Source organism: Brucella sp. H1_1004 (assembly GCF_047308065.1).
GTDB classification, from domain to species: domain Bacteria; phylum Pseudomonadota; class Alphaproteobacteria; order Rhizobiales; family Rhizobiaceae; genus Brucella; species Brucella pseudogrignonensis_B.
In genome coordinates, this window is sequence record NZ_JAYKZA010000001.1 from 856,808 (window position 1) to 874,121 (window position 17,314).

The window sequence follows — 17,314 nt, forward strand, 5'->3', positions numbered from 1 at the left end:
TTTTAGCACCGTGCGCTGATCGAACCCCCTTTTTAAAATTCGTATCAATTTTCGTCACGCGCTCGCGTGTCGTTATTATTAATTCGACGAAAGGGTTCATCATGAACACCGGAACAGTTAAATGGTTCAACTCCACAAAAGGCTTTGGCTTCATTCAGCCTGATAATGGCGGACCCGATACATTCGTTCATATCTCAGCTGTTGAGCGTTCAGGTTTATTTTCCCTTAATGAAGGGCAAAAATTAACCTACGATCTCGAGCAGGACCGGAAGTCCGGCAAAACGTCGGCTTGCAATCTTCAGACTGCATAATTTTGCGTTTTTCCATTCTTTGACCACGGATGTACTGGCATTGAATGGCAAGAATGCTCTTGAAAGGTCGAGTGCACGCTCGGCCTTTTTCAATTCAATTTTCAATAACCGAGTTTTTAAGGAGAGCATTTTGAAAATCAGAAATGAAAATTCCACAAATGGTTACACATCAGGCCACAAAGATTTGAATTTGTCAGTAGTTGCTCCACTATTGCAGCCTTCCCACAGATCATTGTCCAAGGAGTGGTCGAAGCTGTCAAATGTATTACGACGGAGTGGTGGCGGCTGCTCAACGAGCCGTGCACGATAGATTGGTTTTAATTACGAGAGCGTAACGATGCTTAAAGAGTACACTAAAGATACACTTTTCAAGCCAACTCTTTCGCGAATGGAAGTCCAGAAGGCCGCAACGGATCGAAGTGCGAAGGCGATCCTGAGCCAGGAAAAAAGCTCAACGGATGAAAAAACACTCCGTTTGAGGGCGGCTCGCCTTGCTCGCGATCAGAAAACCTTCAAATAAAGGGAGAACCTAATTGCAAGTTCTTGTCAGGGATAACAATATCGATCAGGCGCTCCGCGTCCTTAAAAAGAAAATGCAGCGCGAGGGCATATTCCGGGAATTAAAGGCACGTCGGTCATTCGAAAAGCCATCTGAGCGGCGTATTAGAGAAAAAGAAGCAGCAATCGGCCGAGCGAAAAAAGATGCTAAAAAGAAAGCACAACGCGATGGATTGCTGCCTAAACCCAAGAAAAAGGTCTTTTCTAGGCCTGCAGTATCAGCGATTTACAGCCCTAATAATCAAACTCAGGTTTAAAGTTTTAGGAGCTGGTGAACACTGCCCTTGTATTGCTGACTAAAGCTGTGTCCTAACCACCGGCACTGGCTCGCACTTAAACGAGTGCTTGGCGATGCCTTCGAACACGATGAAGCGTTCGCCTGGATAGGTTCGAGCGAGCCTCTCAGCTTCATCGGCCGCATCGAGCGTGTTTGGGTAAGCGGACGCATCGGGATCGACGATCATCGGGCCATCAACAGAACAATTGTGTGGTTCACGAGTTACAAAAAATAGTTTCGTTTCAGCCTCATATAAAAATGGGTGGCTCAATGGCCACCCGGTTAGCGATTGAGCATTCCGTACGTTTGTGCTTTACGGACGCCACCTCTGACAGACACCACAAAATCAGTGCTTTGTTTCCAAGCCTTAATCCCCTGCGCCACACCTTGCTGCACCATATTTGCAATCTCAGCGTTGCCCGTTGCGCCGTTTACACTTACGTTGATAACCGGCGCACTATTGACCGAGTTGTCTGTCCGCGAGTTGTCAGTGTTAGAGCTTCCCGCGACCAACTGAGCGGGCGATGGAATAACTGGAACGGGTATCGATGCGCGGGGAGTTATCGGCGCCGGAATGCCGATCTTTCCACCGTTGCTGAACTCGGGAAGCCGCCCAGCGTTCATTGCTTCAAGGATAGGCAAGAACTTCTGCGTGGCGTTGGCGTTCATCATAAACTCGCCATTGCTGCCCCACATGAGCACTTTGTCGTCTCTTGGACCACCAGGACCGCGTACGCGACCGCCGCTCGCATATCCGGGGATAGGTCCGCCTTCTCTTCTGCCAAGCAGGCCACCCAGCAAGCTGCCGGAAGAACCGAAGATGCCGTCGAATAGCGACTGTGCAAGGATATCGAGAAGCTTATCGAGAACCTTCTGCAAAGCGTCCGCAAAGGCTTCAGCGGCATTCTTGCCTGACGCAAGATCGCTAACCAAACCTTTGAAAGCGCCAAGCTCTGTCGATCGCCATTCTTCCGACTTCTGCTGAATTTTGGCTTGCGCTTCACTCAGCTGATTTGCTTCGACGGTGGCCAACGCCCATTGTTCAGCGGTTGCGGCAATCTCAGCGCGCAGTGCCGGTGTCACTTCCACACCAGCCTTCTGCGCCGCATTGAGCAATTCCTGCTCAGTGCGCGCTCTTTCGACCGCATAGCCATAATCGTCGATCAAAGGATTGATCTGGCGTTGTGCCTCGGTTTCTGCAATCAGTGCTGATGTCCGGTCAGTGATGCTTTGAAGATCGCCGTCGAACTTATCGTCAGGCGTCTTCTTTTCCTTCTTTGGCTTTTTGCTTTCAGCAGTTCGCGACCTGTCGCCGGCGAGCTCGGCCTCAGCTATGCGCTTAATCTGATCTTCGGTAAGCTTCGCGTTGTCCGATTCAGAACGCTTCCGAACTTCTGCAATCTTATTTTCAAGGGCGAATTGATCCTTGCCAAGCTGAGCTTTGCGCAACGCATTTCGCTCATATTCGGCCGCGGCTTCATTCTCTGCTTTCCGCTGGAGAATATAAGGATCGGCAGTTGCGCGAGATGCCTTATTTTCATCGGGACCGAGCGGATAGGCTTCTCGCATTGTTTGCAATGCTGTTGCTGCCACCGAACGAACATTACCAAGGACGGTAATTGCCTGAGCCATTTTCGTGAAGAACTGGCTCATGTCAGGATTTGCTTGCGACAGGCCGTTGATTGCGCGCACCGCATCCTCTGCGCTGCCACCAGTTTTAACGAACTTATCAATGATGTCCTGGGTGTCAGCCTTTAACTGCGGACTGATTTCGCCCTTTGTGGCAAGCACACCAAGGTGATCAACCAGATCCTGCACATTCTGAGTGGCAACCGTTAGTTCGGGCATCTCGCCGACTCTCGTCGACATTGCCTGCAAACCACCCATATGCGTGATCGTCTCAAGCACCCGTTTATTCAGTTCAACAACGGCGTCGCTGACAGGCGTGTTATTGATCGCCTCGAGACGTTCTCGCGCTTTTTCCGCTGTAATTTGGAACTCTTGAAACTCAGAAATCACATTTAGAATCTCGCGTCGAGCTTCTCTGTTTGGCTCTGACATGCGAGCGTTCTGCATGACGTTTTCAAGAGGACGCTTAACAAGTGCCGCGATTGTATCAAGCTCATCGCCCTGACTGAATGCCGTACCGAGCCAATTAACACCGCCCTTCCGCAACCGCTCCAGCTCGTCAGCAATATTCTTGAGCTTACGTGCCTTGGCCGCATCAGTCAGTTTATCGAGCGCTTCCGCAGCTTGATCGATCCCTTCAGCAGTCTGCGGCGCCACAAGGCCGAGACGCTCCATCTCGGCGCGCAACTGGTCAGAATTCTGCTTTGCTTCCATGGCTTTGAGTGTGTAATTGCCGACGGCCAAAACGAGCGCGCCGCCGATGATGGCGCCGAGAGGACCGGCAGCAGCACCAAGGCCACCGAGGGCAGAAGCCATCTGCCCAGCGCTCTGTGCGGCTTTCATCGCCTGAGTGAACTTTACGACCGCAGCGGTCGTTGAACCAAGCGTGCGGACCAATCCGCCAAGCGAACGGCCGATAATAGCACCAGCAAACACCGCGGCGACCTGCATACCCGCGTCGGCAACTTTATCGAAGTTGTCAGCGATCAGGATGAGCGCTTGCGACATGGTCGACGATGCCGTCGTCACGTTATCGACATTGCCGACGTACTGCAGCAGAGCATTATTCAGAAGCGTAAAGCCGTCGCCGATCGTAGCTGGCATGTCTTCTGCTTCTTTTCGCAGAACTGCCATCTGGCTTGTGAGGCTCTTTACAATATCGTTGCCGGTAATCTTGCCGTGAGAACCAAGCGCACGCAGGCCACTGACCGTTGTACCCAGACCAGCAGCAAGTGCTTCAGCGGCACGTCCACCAACTTCGATGACAGTATTCAGATTGTCGCCGGACAGCTTGCCGACAGCCATGGCCTTCGCCAACGCATCAATAACGCGTGCGGCACGCTCACCTTTCGCACCCGACACAACGAGCGCATTGTTCAATGCTTCCGTGTAATCGAGTGACTGGTTGGTCGAATAACCCAGGTCGCGCAATGCTGTTGAATTGGAAAGGTAGCTTTCGGCGGTCTGCGTCAGATCCGAATATGTGCGTCGTGCCATTTGGCCGAGGCGGTCCATGACCTGCGTGCCTTCACGGGTCGAGCCTGCAGCCAGATCCACGCGAGACGTCAGATCAGTCCATGTGTCTGTGAGTTTACGAAGCTCGTTCAAGCCGACGACAGAGCCAACAGCAGCCAACCCCTTGTTTATGCCGCTCCCCAGAGGCTTGTTAAAGCTGGCATCAAGCTTGCTGCGCAGACGCTTTGCGCTTTCCTCAATCTGTCTGAAATTCTGGTCGGCAGTTTTCGCCATCTGGCTCAGCGTTTTGTCTGAGCTTCTGCCGATGGCATTCATGGTTTCTTCCATACGCTTTTGCGCGCGACGCAGGGACGCCACATCAGCGGAGATCGAAAGAATGATATCGTCGTTATTGCTTTCGTCGGCCACGCAGACCTCCTAAAAAGAAAAAGGCCGCACGAAGCGGCCTGAAATTAACTTCCGTATTTGCTGATGAGATCGTCGAGCTGATCCTGACTTGGAGCATCGATCTGCTTCTTGCCGCCGCGGGCTATTGCGAAGCCCTCCAAGGCGGATAGAAATTCGCTCAGTGACGAATTCCAAAAAGTATCAGGCGTCCATCGCAAGACGCCAAAGGCTGACTGTTGCCATTCTCGCCAGGGAAACTCCGCCTTTACACTGTTGCCCCGGCTGCCCCGTTTCCCGATTGCTCATCCTCGAAATGATGCGCAAGTGCTGCTTCAAAGGCTTTTGAGAGCGCTGGAAAATGGCCGAATTTTAGAACTGCTAGGGCAGCAGAAGCATCGCCGCGAACTGTCAAATGCCGGATTGCTGACATCGCAGCTGCAACTTCGACATTGGAGAGACGGTCAAAGAGATCTTGCATCGACTTGCAGCTCAGCTCGGTCGAAACCGATGCTAAGCCGCCCATAGTTGCTGCAACCACGATATCGACGCCACCAATGGTGACGCCGACTTCGCCGCGAGCCCCGTTAACAGGGAGCTGCATTCTTATACCTCGGCTTCAAATTCAAGCGGGCCGGCCGCTTCAAACGTCGAACTGAAGTCCATCATGCCTTCAGCTTCGCCGCTGAATTCGAAGTCAGTAACAAACCAAGGGCCAGTGTAAGAACCCAGACCTGGGACGATCACGCGGGCATTGAAGATGGTCGCTTCATTCACATGATTGATAAATGTTGCGCTGTCTGCACCCGCGACGAACTTGCCAGAGCCGGTAAAGGTTCGCTGCTTGATGCCAGGCACGCCAGTCTTCTGAGGCGTTGCTTCGGGATTTTCACAATCAGGAATCGTGGTGTCGACGCTGTTGGCCGACATATTGAAGCTGCGTGCGGTGATGCCGCAGAGGTTTTTGAAAACCTCAGGGGAAGCACCATTGCCGATCTGAATGAGAAGAAGACGGCCGATTTGCTGACCAGTAGCCATGGGAATATTTCCTTTGAACACAAAAAAGCCAGCCGAAATGGCAGGCTGAGAGGATTGGATTTTTGGGGGTGATTAGATTTTGTCGACGTATGCGGTGAGCTCGATCACGGCGTGGGAGTGAATGCCGTCGAGATCACGAAACGTTCGTGTTTGCCGATTATGAAGACTGACGAGACGATTTGTCGGAAGCTGCAAAGGAGCGTCATGCAATGCGTCTGCAACCGCTTCCGCAACCTTCTTCACCTCGGCAAAACCGCCGCCGTAATTCGACCATGCGTGAAGCGTGGCGTAAATTACGCGCGAGCCTACACAGGTGACGTCGGCCCGATGTTCGTCAAAATCGCCCATCACAACATACGGCGGTATTGCTTCAGGCGGCGCCATGTCGAAGATGTTCTCGCCGACAAGACTTGTTAAAGCTGGTGTTGCCAGCAGGTGCAAAACGATCGCACCTTGCAGTTCGAGAGAAGCTGAACTCATCGACCTTTTAGCGCCTCCCGAATGCCCTTATTCATGGCGTTACGTATGCGGCTCATTGCCTTTTTCCGCATGCCTCGCCAGACTGGGAAGATATGCGGCTGGGCTGGTGTCGCGCCATGAGCTTGTGAACCCTTGGTCATCACCTTGCCAGATTTGTAACGCCGATCAGCGCGCGGAGCCTGAGCGCCACTTGCTTTGGTGCCGAACTCAATGAACCGCCAGATGAAATTCGCGTACACGCCGACAGCTGTCGGGTCTTTCGACTTCTTGGCGCCAAACACAATCTTGTCGGGATTGTCGGACTGGAGGCCTGCACGAATGCTTTCTGCGTAATCACCAGAAAGGCGTGGCGCGCGCGCTTTTATCGCTGCGGCTGCTTCTTCAGCAACCTGCAACTTGACCTCATCCATTTTCTCGATCGCCTTGGGAGCAATTTTTCGGATTTTATTGGTCAGTTCCACGCGGCCTAAAAGTTTCGCTCGAAGCACCATCAGCCGCCACCCTCATCTGTTACCATGGCCTCGATATAAGCGTTGCTTTCATCGGGGTTCATGATCGATTTGATGTTATAGGTGCGATCGTTCCGCGCGTTTCGAATTCGCCACGCTGGGGTAACAAGGCGCGTTCGGCTGTTTGAGTGCACTGTCAGAGTGTAGGGCTGAATACCTTCAAGCCGTGCCGCAATGACAGTCTCAGATCCAAGACGCGGACGCAGTCGGGCACGCTCTTCGAACTTATCGACCCATTCGCCGCGAACGCCGCCGCCTTCATCTCTGACATTTTCGCGCTGTTGGAAAACAACGCGTTCATTCATCGCCGCGTTAGGCGTCCGTGGTGTTTTCGACATTCGGCAATTCACCTTTGCGTGGTGTTTTTAAACGAGATGCTTTTCCACTCGCAATCGCGGCCGCGGCGCACGGCGTGGTGACAAGGCCAGACCAGCCAGCCTTGTAAGCGACGGTGACAGCCGGAGTTACGCGGTGATTGAAGTCACCGCTAAATCTTATCCAGGGCATGATAACCTCATGCGAGAACGGGTTTTCGGTACCGATAGAGGATCGAGGTAATCCGTCGATCAAGATAGCCATCGGCCGGTGCATAAAGCGGGTCAGCATCGCCACGATTGGCCCACATAAAGCCGACCTGAAGCAAAACCGCCGCCTGAATGAGAGGCGGTGCGTTTTGATCACTCCATGAGGGGTCAGACTTGTTGATATAATTCAGAATGATGTCAGATGCCTGTTCGATCATGGTTTCCAGATCGGGATCATCATCATCGTGAAAGATGCGCTGACGTCGTTTGACGGCTTCCAAGGTGACGAGTTTTACCATTTGACACCGTCCAGGCCGAGCTGGGTAAGATCACTGCCAGCGCGACCTTCTGGGCCGCGTTCGCCGCGCTCGCCATCTTTACCGTTTTTACCATCGCGCCCGCATTTTACGGCTAGGCGCCAAGCATCTGACGTTCCCGGTCTATCTTCGGTGGCCTTCTGAGCAATCCACAACGAGCCACCATGTGTGACGGCATCGCCGCGAATATAGCTGGCTCCAGCTTTGTGCTGGCCTCGATCAAGCGGGATGGAGAGCATGATTGGAAATTCCTTCACGCGTTCACCCTGAATGAACCGCAAAGTAAGGCCACGTTCTCCGTCATACTCAACAGATAAGTCATCGAAGCCAATCCCATCGGCTCCATCCTTGCCGTTCAGGCCATCCTTGCCATTATCGCCGTCGCGACCCGGAACTCCCGGCAGTCCGTCACGGCCATCCCTGACGTCGCGGGCCTCAATGGCTGCAAGTCGCTCACTCAGTTTGCTGTAGGCCGCGTCGACATATCCCTTGAGCGTTCCAAGAACCGCATCGGCCAGTTTAGTCGCATCAATCATGAGAATACCTCTGCGGCTTTGGTGGTGAAAGCTGCGATCAGCTTGTCTGTTTCATCTTCTGGCTCTGGCAGCGGTTCAATCGGGCTTGCTGTTGTTTGTTTTGCAAACGGGTCATCCAATTGATCGCGCTTATCAAGCGCCGCGAGAGAATAGTTTTGCTGTTGTAGATACGGGGTTGCACCACCCGCGACTGGGGGCAGATTGAGAACGCGTCTACTTTCGTTTGGTGATTTGATCCCGGCTTTGACCGCGTCCGCTTCTGTTTTAATGAGCGTTGCACTATCCATGCGAAAAAGATCACTAAGGTCAAATTCGGTTCCCTCTCCAACTTCGCAATCAAACCCACCATCCAAACAGAGCTCGATACCCTCGATATGGATTTGGACGCACTGGGAATAGTATTGCTGATCAAGGGCTTCGACATTATTGAACGATGGCGCTTGGCCAACTCCGACTTTGTGAGGGGGAACGCCCATCACAGAGCAGATGGTTTCGGCAGACCAGCGAAGCTGCTCGATAAGCTGAGAGTCGAGTGCATTCATCGCAAGGGATTCGTACTTCAGGTTATCACCAAGGACAGCGATCTTTCCTGCATTATTGCCGGTATAATTATTTTCCCAGAATTCTTTGAGGCGCTTGGCGTTTTCCTCATCAATCGCGCCTGGTGCGCTCAATATTCCGCCGGGCATTGAGCCGTTGCCGAAAAACTTGGCTGAACTCTTCTGAATTTGTAAGCCCTGCAATGCAGCAAGTCCGCCTGCAGTGATTGGTGACAAACCAACCATTGGGTGGAAAATCGTATTCCAGCGATCGTGAATGATTTCAGACGCAGGCACCGTAACGCTATCAGCAATCTGCCCGGCTAAGTCGTCACGCTGAAGCTGGTAATAAACGGACCCGTCAGTTGAAATAAGCACCTTCACCCGATTTGGATCGAGAATATAAAGGGATACGATTTTTCCAGCTGTGGATCGTCGTTTCAAAATGTACGTATTGCCGTGCGCCAGCTTTGAAAGCATCCAAGATTCAAAGAACTGGATACGGTTCTGAAACAGATTAGGGTTTCGCAACAATGGGCTGATTTCAGGATGCTCGACTTCCGACCAGATATTATTGCTATCCTCTACCACATACCGAATGCGCATTTTCGAGATGTCAGATGAAATCAACGACAGGCATCGAAACAGGGTCGGATTGGTAACAGCGGTATCCGTGCTAACCTCGATATTCTTCTGCCAGGCACCGGTAAATGATTCACGAATAATGCCCCACAAGCCGCCTCGGTTATCGACGGGCGCAAGGCTTGCTGTCTTTTGCCGCGTAATCGACAAACCGAAAACTTTCATACTATTCTCCAGCTTTGGTGCGGCGTGATCGTGGCTTAGGTTCGACAACATCGTCCATGCGATCCGCAGACGGTGTAGAAGCAATGCCTTCTATGAGACGTTCGTCTTCATTGACGGTCCTGATATTCAAAACCGAATAAGCTCTATTCATCGATTTTCCTTAGAAAAATCAGCCAAAAACCATGATTTGATATTGGCGCTTCGGCTTTTCGAGTGGTGTGTCAGCTGCAAATCCCGTCACCATCGCCAAAGCGACGGCAGCATCGATGCGAACCGAAGCTTTAGTTTTGACGAACCAGCGGTTGTCGAGTGGATCGCGATCAAACGTGGCACCCATCAAAGCCGTCATCAGTACCGGATTGCGCCGAAGCCGAACGCGGCCGTCGATAATGGCGTTTTCTAATTCGGTGACGGAACCAGGCATCCACAAACCTTGCGGCTCTGGAAGGCCCGCAGCTTTTGCAGCTTCGATTTTCTTTTCGCTGGCCTTTGATCGACGTTTTCCGCCCTGCGGATGCGGTATTTGCTCAACTTCGACGCCGATTGCATCAAGCTCCTCACGAAACTTGTCGTAGGCGTATGGATCATAAGCGATGCCTTGAACGTCGAAATCTTGCGTAAGCTGAGCAACACGCTGCGCAACGAAATCGAAGCGAATGCGGCTGCCCGGAGATGCGTTCAGCCACCCTTGATCAACCCAGACATCGTAAGGCGCTTTATCAGCAAGAGCTCGAGCTTTAAGAGTATCTGCAGGCGTCCAGGCTTCAATCCACATATCGAAGGTGGGGAGTTCAATCGTTGAACCATCCTCACGATCCATCGACTTTGTGCCGGTTTTGACTGCGCACGCCAATGCTGTCATGTCGCGAGCGGCTGAAAGATCAACAGAGAGAAACAGTTGCTTGCCGGCGTGTTCATCGATCGGCTCGAAATCGTCCATGACGGCTTCAACAGCATCGCGCGGCATCCAGGCCTTATCGGCTGATGTCCAAACGCAGAAATGCAAACGCAAAATCCCGTTCAGCTTGCCGGGGATCTGCTTCGCCTGCGCCACCACCTCGGCCAAATATTCCTCGGTTAGGATCGTTCCCAACAATGGGTTGGCTTTTTTCCAGCAAGTCGGATCTTCGAGCGGGTCATCGTCTTTATCGAGCGCACAAACGTACGCAAAAGTTGTGTCGTCGATGACTTCACCAACATACGTGAAATCATCATCTGGCGTTTTTGTGCCAGCAACCACGCGAACTGCGTGCTCATGCTCTTCCCAGCAAAAGGAATTGCGGTCACTACCAGAGTTTGTGATCATGAAAAGCAGTGGTTGCTGGCGAAACTTAAAACCACGCTCCAGCATCTCACCGACTGAACGATCAGGATGTTCATGCAGTTCGTCGAGCAGAGCGAAATGAGGTCGTGGACCTGACCCCGTTTTGCCTGCATCTTTCGAAATCGGCCGGAAGAACGATTGCTTTTCGTGGAAAGCGATATTGAACTCTTTCCCGATCCCGCCGCTGAACTTCAGACGTCCCGCAAGCTTAGGTGCCGCACGGGCCATTTTCACAGCGTCTTGGAATAGGATTTGTGCTTGCTCTTTCTTCGCACCCGCAGCGTAGACCTGAGAACCTGCCTCGCCATCGGCCATCAAGCCAAACAAACCAAGACCGCCAGCGAACGGTGACTTGCCGTTGCCCTTGCCTTCCTCAATGTAAGCACGACGAAATCGGCGTTTTCCATTCTCGCGCTCCCAGCCGAACAGCGAACCGAGTTTGAAAGCCTGCGATGGATGCAGCTTGAACGGCTTCCCATCAAACTGGCCATCGTTCAGTTTTAATCGCTCTTCGAAAAACCGCATAACTCGATGCGCTTTCGCATCGTTCCAATAGATCCCGCGTTCATGCGCTGTCGCCAGATCATCGAAATGTCGTTGGCAGGCGTTTCGGACATGCGGTCCGGCAATCTCAGTGCCGTCAAGGACAGCTTGCGCATAAGCGCTCACACGCTCAAGCGCAGGGTTGTCACTCATCTACTAGATCATCCTTTTCATCGCCGTCATCAGGTATGGCAACTTTCGATGCGTCCGCAGGCGTCGCGCCCATCTGGCCAAGCATCTGGCGCAAAAGGTTCATCGCCTGCACTCCAACCTCTTGGCCCGCCATCATTCGCCCCTGAATATTTGCGGCCATTCCGACCAACATGCGGTGCGACTGATTCAGCCACGGCAGTTCTTTCTCAAACAGCTTCCAGGCAGATTTGGCTTTAATCTCTGGCGTATCCTTCAACCATGCGGGAGGATTGCCGAGCGGGCCATCCGCCTTGGCGTCCTTGCGATCTTTGAAGCGGGTGGGATGTGTTTTATCTCTCCCCTCCGCCTTGGCTTTGGCGAGGGGATTCCGTGGTCGAGCCATTGAATCCTCACAGGTTTTGTGTAGAATGTTTCCAGCCGTCGAGCAGCGCTCCGGCGAAAATCAAGGTCATATTTTCATTTGGTTTTGCGTGCGCGTTTGCCCGACGCCGATACCCAGCGCTATCGCCCTTTTCGGTCGGCGACACCCCCCCGGGGGGGCTTGATCAGCCGATCGGCCACCCCGATGCGTCGAATCTGATGATGGTTTGGCCTAGATCTTCGCGTTGTCCATCGCGATCGTGACAGGCTTTGCAAAGTGAAGCGAACGGGCCATTCCAGAACTTTTGTTGATTGCCCTTGTGACCACCTTCAGAGTGGTGAACCACCGTCGCCGGTTCGATCACTTCAGACTGTAGGCAGTACTCACATAACGGCTGCACTCGCAGTTGAGCTTCTCGTATCCGCTTCCATCGCGCCGTCTTATACAGCCTGTGATAGGCGCGGGCCGCGTCAGTGCGTTGGTCAAGCATGTGATTTGGCCCTCTATGCCGGAGCAGTTAAAAACATCAGTGATAGTTTGTTGACCTGTGCGAGCAGACGAATAGTATTTGCGATAGATTCAATGTGTATAGGGGGCCTAAATGGTTGGGATCGATAGACACACAGGTAAAATGATTGCCGAGCCCGAGCACATTCGGCAAAGCATTGAAGTGATACTCACAACACCGGTTGGCACGCGAGTAATGCGAGGAGAGTTTGGCGTGGAGTACCTAGATAAGACAGGTAAGCCCAAAGTTGATTTTCCGCAGAAAGTCATAGAGCTTGAGGCTTTGAGGGCACTGACCGCTTATGAACCAAGGATAAAAAATGTGGCAATCGAAGTAACTGTCCTTGATCAGAGGCTTCAAGCTATCGTTGTTAACTACACCGAAGTCGCTTCTAATGAAGCTGCAAGCGTTGTTGTAGATTATCAAGAAAGTGTCGCGTGATCTTATATCGAATATGCGGTGTTGCTAATTTTTAGCGTTAAAGTCGCCGGGAGCGCGGACCATCGCGCTGCACCGGCTCTTTGCTGCCGGAAGAGGAGGAGGAGACAACTCCTAGCAGCATACCGGCGTGAGTAAGGAGCAACTCACACCGATCTCAGAAAAAAGCCCGGTGCTATGACCGGGCTTCGAATTACATTATCGTCTCCCTGTTACCCCTTGGGAACGGGTTTGACTTATACGTCACGCAGCGAGGCGCAGCTTCTGTCGTTCGAGACGAGCATGAGCACGATCAATGTTCGTGATGGCCTGGCGCGCTTCCCTCCGCTGTCGGCGCTTGATCTTATCCCATGTTTCGCGCAATCCATTGATGGCAGCGTTGATCAAAGCTTTCCCAGCAGCAGATGCCTGAACGCCTCTAAAGCCACGCGCTTCGCCAATCTCCGTCAATGTCTTCCCACCGAGAACCGCGTCTTCGAACGGGGCCAATCCCACGCCCAAGGCCGCACGCAACTCTTCCAGAACGGGGCGCATGTCGATTTTCGCGATCATGATGTTCTCATTGAACTTCACGGCAAATGGACGTGCTTTGACCTTCGTATCGTCGTCGGCTGCAACATACCGCTTTGGCTGATGCGTCCATCCAATATCTGATTTGCTTCGCTTCCTCACTTCCTTGTATTTAATCTCTCCGCCAGGCACCGTGTTATCTTGCCACTGTTCGGAAGCAGCCTCGTCAACTTCCTTCTCGCCTTCAAGCTTTAGAGAACGATATTCCTTCTCCGCACTCGCATCATATCCGTAATCAATGCCGCGCAATGGTTGACTTGCTATCAAGCTGCAAAGGCCGCGATAGAACTCGACAGCTTCAACGTCATCGTTGCGCTTCTCTCGGCGAAGTTGGCGCAGGAGCTCCCAGCCTTGAAGGTTATCATTCGCATCAGATTCCGCGAGATGTGCATGCCGTTTGTTGATGCGTTCGACAGCAGCAATAATCTGACCGTCGCGCAACACGCGGGCATGCTCGGCTTTGGCATGCATAAGTGCTCGCTCTGCAGGTGTGTGTTCTGGCATGATTTTTCCCTCCGCTAATGTCTTTGCAACCCTGTATTTGTTATCCGTTCCAGCAATCAAAGAAAGCCATGCTTCCTTGCGAGGATCGACGACCGTTACACGGCGAGTAACCTTCCGCGGTTCTCGCACTGGTAGGCCATCCTCATCACGGATTAGCTTGCCAGATTGATCTCTTAGCCATTTGGCGTTCGTGCGGTACGGATTACTTACAGGCGTTGCAGGCGCTGCAAAGATGTTCGTGGGTGCGCCTGTGTGTTCGAAAATAGGAGCGTTGTCGTTGTCGGCCTTCATACTGACACCTCCGATCCAGGACGCTTGCGACCTGTCAGCTTTTCGAACTGGTCCCAGCTCAAACGCCGACCCACTGTAGACGATTGCCGAACTTCACCCTCTGCCGGCTCCGGAGTGTAGGTACTCGTTTTAAAACGACGGGGCTCCCTGAATGGCACCTTCGCATCTGACGCACGCCAAGCTGCTCGAGCTGATACTGTCAGGCGCGCAATCTCGTCTCGCATCTGCCTCATACGATCAAGCGTTGCGGTATCGTTGTTCCGGCGATGATATGCAGCCCGGATCTGATACATGGCACCGAGCAACGCTGCTGATATCCAAGCTTTCGAGTTTGAGGCCGTACTGAAAGAAGGACCGCATGGAAGTTCATTCAACGGATTGCCCTTGATGAAGGCGAGCTCAGCAAGGTTCTGGAATTCGACCGTGGGACGATCTTTGTCTTTCGCCCATTTCTCGGTGGCGTTGCGCAGTTCGAGCTGCTCGAAGTCTGAAACGCCGATCAGACCAGCGGCGATGTTTTTCTCAATGTTAGTCATTTGTCATCCTCGTGTGTGGTTGGCTTGGTGAGCCGGTGTTTTTGTCGTCTTACTGGGGGATGGCGTTCCCATACGCCTTCCCCTACGTAGTAGGGGTAAATTCCGGGAACGTGGGAACGCCTTTAAAATCAATAACTTAACCGTTCCCGCTCAGTTCCGGGAACGCCGGGAACGGGAATGCTAAGTATCTGAAATCATTGATAAAGACGTTCCCATTCCCATGGGAACGATACGTTCCCGCGTCAATCGGGAACGGGTTTTCTTATTGCTCCGGCCCTGAATTCTCCTAAACCGATAGCAAATTGACCTCCTGGAACATCAAGCCATTTCGGCGTCTTATCGCCCCTTGCCATGGCTCTCACAATCTCACCTTTGTCCAGCGCAGCGTCTGTCAGATCCGCCATTTTATGTTTGGATAATCCGCGCAAATCCTCCGGCAATCGCTCGCGATTTTCGAACAGCCCACCCTGGCCCGTTTTTGTAAATGGCTGACCACTCGCCGCTGCCGCTTCAATAGCGATGACTAACGCGGTGCGTAGATCATCTTGGTCAACGAAATCCCCACCAAGTCGGGAGTTAGCATCGACCAGCAAACCTGAAGGATTTCGCGAATATGTGGTCAGGATACGCTTGGCGGCGCCGTTCGCCTTAAGCACGCCTCCGTAAGCAATACGGTTGAACGTGAATGGTATACCGATTTGCTTGCATATCTGCTTACTCTTCTGCTCGTCGCCATACCAAAGACCATATGCAACGCGCACACCGTCAACAATCGCTGTCGTCCCGCGTACCGCCTCGCGAGCATCTGCTAGGTTTGAGATTGATTTCGCGCCCTTGTTCATGTGGTGTGTGAAAAACACATTGGCGCCGCTCTCAGCAGCCAGTGAAGCAATAGACGCACAAACGAACTGTCCGGCAGCAGGATCTTCATTCAATGGCAGAAGTGCGAGCAGCTGCAATGGATCGAGAACGACCAGACGAAGATCAGAAAACGATAGCAGCTGCTCTTTCAGCCGAAACCAAGCGTCGGTTTCTATAAGCTCTCCCTTCTTCTCGGCCCAGAACGGCTGGATCGATGGTGCTGCCGATGGGAGCGGGACCGCGATCAAACGTTCATTACGATCAGTCAAGCGAGCCTGTTCCTGATCTATTGCATGCATGCGCCTGTGAAGTGCGTTACGGTCGTCTTCGCCAGTCAAAAAGACTGCAGTGCCCTCTTGGACAACTTGCCCACCGAATATGGGCGATGCGAAGCGGGATGAACCGAACGCTACTCGTCGAGCAAGCTCCAGCATGAGGTACGATTTTCCGACTTCACCCATCGCAGCAATTAGACCAGGAATGCCTTTTTCAATGACGCCATCTACCAAGTATTCCACCGGAGGCGGCTCACTGGCGTAAATTGATGAGGTCCAATCTCTCAGATTGAGCGTGGTCCTAACTTTCACTGCATCATCATTCGCGGCGGTAACAACCTTTGCTGCTTGCTCACCAAACTTTAAGGAAACCGGAGTTGTGGTTTCCCAGCCAAGATCTGAAGGATCGCGCCCCAACTGCTGACAGAGTGCAAAAGCAGCGTCTTTCGGAGTGTCGTGCACACTGTATTTTTGAACAAGATCAATAGCCGTTAACCCGCGCTCCTCGCCAAAGTCCTGTATGCCACTGGAATGGATAGAAATGTCTTCCTGCAGCCCCCTACCAAGAGAAGCAGACGACACCCGCCAAGCACCCGTGCCAGATTCCTTCTTTGCCGAGGAAAATAGCAGAGGAACCCATGCGTCGGTGTTATCCAGAGCAGCGGTATTGACCCGGTTCCAGAATGTGTCACCTGCAGTTGGGCGCGTTGTCGATGGCGCCGGCTTTCGCTCTGGTTCGCCAAGTTCAGCAAGGATGGCTTCGGCGGCCGCCAGATAGCCATCAATGCGATCTGGCGCTATCAATGGTAGGTCGTTAATCGAAACCGAGATAGGATCGCCGCTTGCCCATGTGTACGGCTTTTGAGTCTCCGGATGAATGCCATAAGCCACAAACTGCTGACCAGCGCCTAACACCTCGATTTGGCACTTTTTACCATTCACAAGATAAACCGGCGTCGCTACTTTTTTGCGAGGCTCGGTCGCTCGGAAGATAAAAAGACACTTTGGCGCGCGACCTGTGCGGCACGGAGCGTGCATTGCGCCAGGCAGCTTTAACAACTCTGCAATGAGCTTTTCCGCTACCGTTGGATCTGGAGCATCAACATCGATTGCGACTACTTCGCCGGTCAATATGCCGGTATTGGCGTGATCAGAGTGCTCGCGTTCCCATGCATCTATCGACGCACGAGTTGGTGAGAGCTGTTGCCACCCTTTGATCTGCGGTCGCTTGCCGTTGACCGGGATCGGCTTGTAGCCGTTGTCCAGTACAGCCAGCCTGACGTCGGTAAGCGACATCTCATGGCGTTGCTTAGGTGCGTGCATGTTGGACTACTGCCCCCAATGGCATAACAAGTTCTATGAGCTGATCAGCGACAGAGATCGGCAGTGAAACAATGTTTCCAAACCCATCCCGAGGTGTGTAGACGCGATAGCCGTTGCGAGTTTCAACGAGCTTCAGATTGAAAATTTTGATTCCGTTATCGAACTCAGCATCAAATCGCGCACGGGTATTCCCCGAACCGTATAGCTCGGGGCGATAGTTGAGGATTTTCATGCTCATTGAT

24 protein-coding genes are annotated in these 17,314 nt (G+C 52.6%); 4 read left to right on the top strand and 20 right to left on the bottom strand.

Annotated features, from left to right (window positions below; translation table 11 throughout):
- The first annotated feature begins 101 nt into the window (after positions 1–101).
- The 3 genes from U2P60_RS04215 (at position 102) to rpsU (ending at position 1,126) form a co-directional block, all read left to right on the top strand.
- Positions 102–311, top strand: a complete 210-nt coding sequence (locus U2P60_RS04215) for a cold-shock protein (protein ID WP_413571461.1) — start codon at positions 102–104, stop codon at positions 309–311.
- A gap of 337 nt (positions 312–648) precedes the next feature.
- Positions 649–831, top strand: a complete 183-nt coding sequence (locus tag U2P60_RS04220; RefSeq protein ID WP_413571462.1) for a hypothetical protein — start codon at positions 649–651, stop codon at positions 829–831.
- A gap of 13 nt (positions 832–844) precedes the next feature.
- Positions 845–1,126 carry a 30S ribosomal protein S21 gene (gene rpsU, locus U2P60_RS04225; RefSeq protein WP_413571463.1) on the top strand — a complete coding sequence of 94 codons (282 nt, stop codon included), beginning with the start codon at positions 845–847 and terminating at the stop codon, positions 1,124–1,126.
- A gap of 39 nt (positions 1,127–1,165) precedes the next feature.
- Here the strand turns inward: rpsU and U2P60_RS04230 are convergent, their stop codons facing one another.
- From U2P60_RS04230 to U2P60_RS04305, 16 genes are all read right to left on the bottom strand, one after another.
- Positions 1,166–1,417, bottom strand: coding sequence for a hypothetical protein (locus U2P60_RS04230; RefSeq protein WP_413571464.1), 252 nt, complete (start codon positions 1,415–1,417; stop codon positions 1,166–1,168).
- Between the two features lie 11 nt (positions 1,418–1,428).
- A complete protein-coding gene (locus tag U2P60_RS04235) occupies positions 1,429–4,659 on the bottom strand; it encodes a tape measure protein (RefSeq protein WP_413571465.1) in 3,231 nt (1,076 codons plus the stop codon).
- Positions 4,660–4,703: 44 nt separating this feature from the next.
- On the bottom strand, positions 4,704–4,937 hold the full coding sequence (locus tag U2P60_RS04240; RefSeq protein ID WP_413571993.1) for a phage tail assembly chaperone: 234 nt from the start codon (positions 4,935–4,937) through the stop codon (positions 4,704–4,706).
- Positions 4,904–5,239, bottom strand: coding sequence for a hypothetical protein (locus U2P60_RS04245; RefSeq protein WP_413571467.1), 336 nt, complete (start codon positions 5,237–5,239; stop codon positions 4,904–4,906). The genes U2P60_RS04240 and U2P60_RS04245 overlap by 34 nt, the downstream gene beginning before the upstream one ends.
- A 2-nt stretch (positions 5,240–5,241) precedes the next feature.
- The gene (locus U2P60_RS04250; RefSeq protein WP_413571468.1) at positions 5,242–5,673 is read right to left on the bottom strand and encodes a phage tail tube protein; all 432 of its coding nucleotides are present in this window, start codon (positions 5,671–5,673) and stop codon (positions 5,242–5,244) included.
- A gap of 72 nt (positions 5,674–5,745) precedes the next feature.
- Entirely contained in the window at positions 5,746–6,153 is a 408-nt protein-coding gene (locus tag U2P60_RS04255) for a DUF3168 domain-containing protein (protein WP_413571470.1), read from the bottom strand.
- On the bottom strand, positions 6,150–6,644 hold the full coding sequence (locus U2P60_RS04260) for an HK97 gp10 family phage protein (protein WP_413571471.1): 495 nt from the start codon (positions 6,642–6,644) through the stop codon (positions 6,150–6,152). Before U2P60_RS04260 ends, U2P60_RS04255 begins: the two co-directional genes overlap by 4 nt.
- Positions 6,644–7,000, bottom strand: coding sequence for a phage head closure protein (locus U2P60_RS04265; protein WP_171379708.1), 357 nt, complete (start codon positions 6,998–7,000; stop codon positions 6,644–6,646). The genes U2P60_RS04260 and U2P60_RS04265 overlap by 1 nt, the downstream gene beginning before the upstream one ends.
- Complete coding sequence (locus tag U2P60_RS04270; protein WP_413571472.1) at positions 6,975–7,169, bottom strand: hypothetical protein; 195 nt, start codon at positions 7,167–7,169, stop codon at positions 6,975–6,977. Before U2P60_RS04270 ends, U2P60_RS04265 begins: the two co-directional genes overlap by 26 nt.
- Before the next feature lie 7 nt (positions 7,170–7,176).
- Positions 7,177–7,485, bottom strand: a complete 309-nt coding sequence (locus tag U2P60_RS04275; protein ID WP_413571474.1) for a head-tail connector protein — start codon at positions 7,483–7,485, stop codon at positions 7,177–7,179.
- The gene (locus U2P60_RS04280) at positions 7,479–8,039 is read right to left on the bottom strand and encodes a hypothetical protein (RefSeq protein WP_413571475.1); all 561 of its coding nucleotides are present in this window, start codon (positions 8,037–8,039) and stop codon (positions 7,479–7,481) included. The genes U2P60_RS04275 and U2P60_RS04280 overlap by 7 nt, the downstream gene beginning before the upstream one ends.
- Positions 8,036–9,436, bottom strand: a complete 1,401-nt coding sequence (locus U2P60_RS04285) for a phage portal protein (RefSeq protein ID WP_413571476.1) — start codon at positions 9,434–9,436, stop codon at positions 8,036–8,038. Before U2P60_RS04285 ends, U2P60_RS04280 begins: the two co-directional genes overlap by 4 nt.
- Positions 9,387–9,536, bottom strand: a complete 150-nt coding sequence (locus U2P60_RS04290) for a hypothetical protein (protein WP_413571477.1) — start codon at positions 9,534–9,536, stop codon at positions 9,387–9,389. The genes U2P60_RS04285 and U2P60_RS04290 overlap by 50 nt, the downstream gene beginning before the upstream one ends.
- 18 nt (positions 9,537–9,554) lie before the next feature.
- The gene (locus U2P60_RS04295; RefSeq protein ID WP_413571478.1) at positions 9,555–11,405 is read right to left on the bottom strand and encodes a terminase large subunit; all 1,851 of its coding nucleotides are present in this window, start codon (positions 11,403–11,405) and stop codon (positions 9,555–9,557) included.
- Complete coding sequence (locus tag U2P60_RS04300; RefSeq protein ID WP_413571479.1) at positions 11,398–11,787, bottom strand: hypothetical protein; 390 nt, start codon at positions 11,785–11,787, stop codon at positions 11,398–11,400. Before U2P60_RS04300 ends, U2P60_RS04295 begins: the two co-directional genes overlap by 8 nt.
- 163 nt (positions 11,788–11,950) lie before the next feature.
- The gene (locus U2P60_RS04305; protein WP_413571480.1) at positions 11,951–12,256 is read right to left on the bottom strand and encodes an HNH endonuclease; all 306 of its coding nucleotides are present in this window, start codon (positions 12,254–12,256) and stop codon (positions 11,951–11,953) included.
- Positions 12,257–12,367: 111 nt separating this feature from the next.
- Here U2P60_RS04305 and U2P60_RS04310 point away from each other — a divergent pair, with 111 nt between their 5' ends.
- A complete protein-coding gene (locus U2P60_RS04310) occupies positions 12,368–12,715 on the top strand; it encodes a GPW/gp25 family protein (RefSeq protein ID WP_413571482.1) in 348 nt (115 codons plus the stop codon).
- A 240-nt stretch (positions 12,716–12,955) separates the two neighbouring features.
- Here U2P60_RS04310 and U2P60_RS04315 read toward each other — a convergent pair whose 3' ends face one another.
- From U2P60_RS04315 to U2P60_RS04330, 4 genes are all read right to left on the bottom strand, one after another.
- Entirely contained in the window at positions 12,956–14,077 is a 1,122-nt protein-coding gene (locus tag U2P60_RS04315; protein WP_413571483.1) for a hypothetical protein, read from the bottom strand.
- Complete coding sequence (locus tag U2P60_RS04320; RefSeq protein ID WP_413571484.1) at positions 14,074–14,613, bottom strand: hypothetical protein; 540 nt, start codon at positions 14,611–14,613, stop codon at positions 14,074–14,076. The genes U2P60_RS04315 and U2P60_RS04320 overlap by 4 nt, the downstream gene beginning before the upstream one ends.
- Positions 14,614–14,855: 242 nt before the next feature.
- Entirely contained in the window at positions 14,856–17,072 is a 2,217-nt protein-coding gene (locus tag U2P60_RS04325) for an AAA family ATPase (protein WP_413571485.1), read from the bottom strand.
- The gene (locus tag U2P60_RS04330) at positions 17,059–17,310 is read right to left on the bottom strand and encodes a hypothetical protein (protein ID WP_413571486.1); all 252 of its coding nucleotides are present in this window, start codon (positions 17,308–17,310) and stop codon (positions 17,059–17,061) included. Before U2P60_RS04330 ends, U2P60_RS04325 begins: the two co-directional genes overlap by 14 nt.
- Positions 17,311–17,314: the final 4 nt, after the last annotated feature.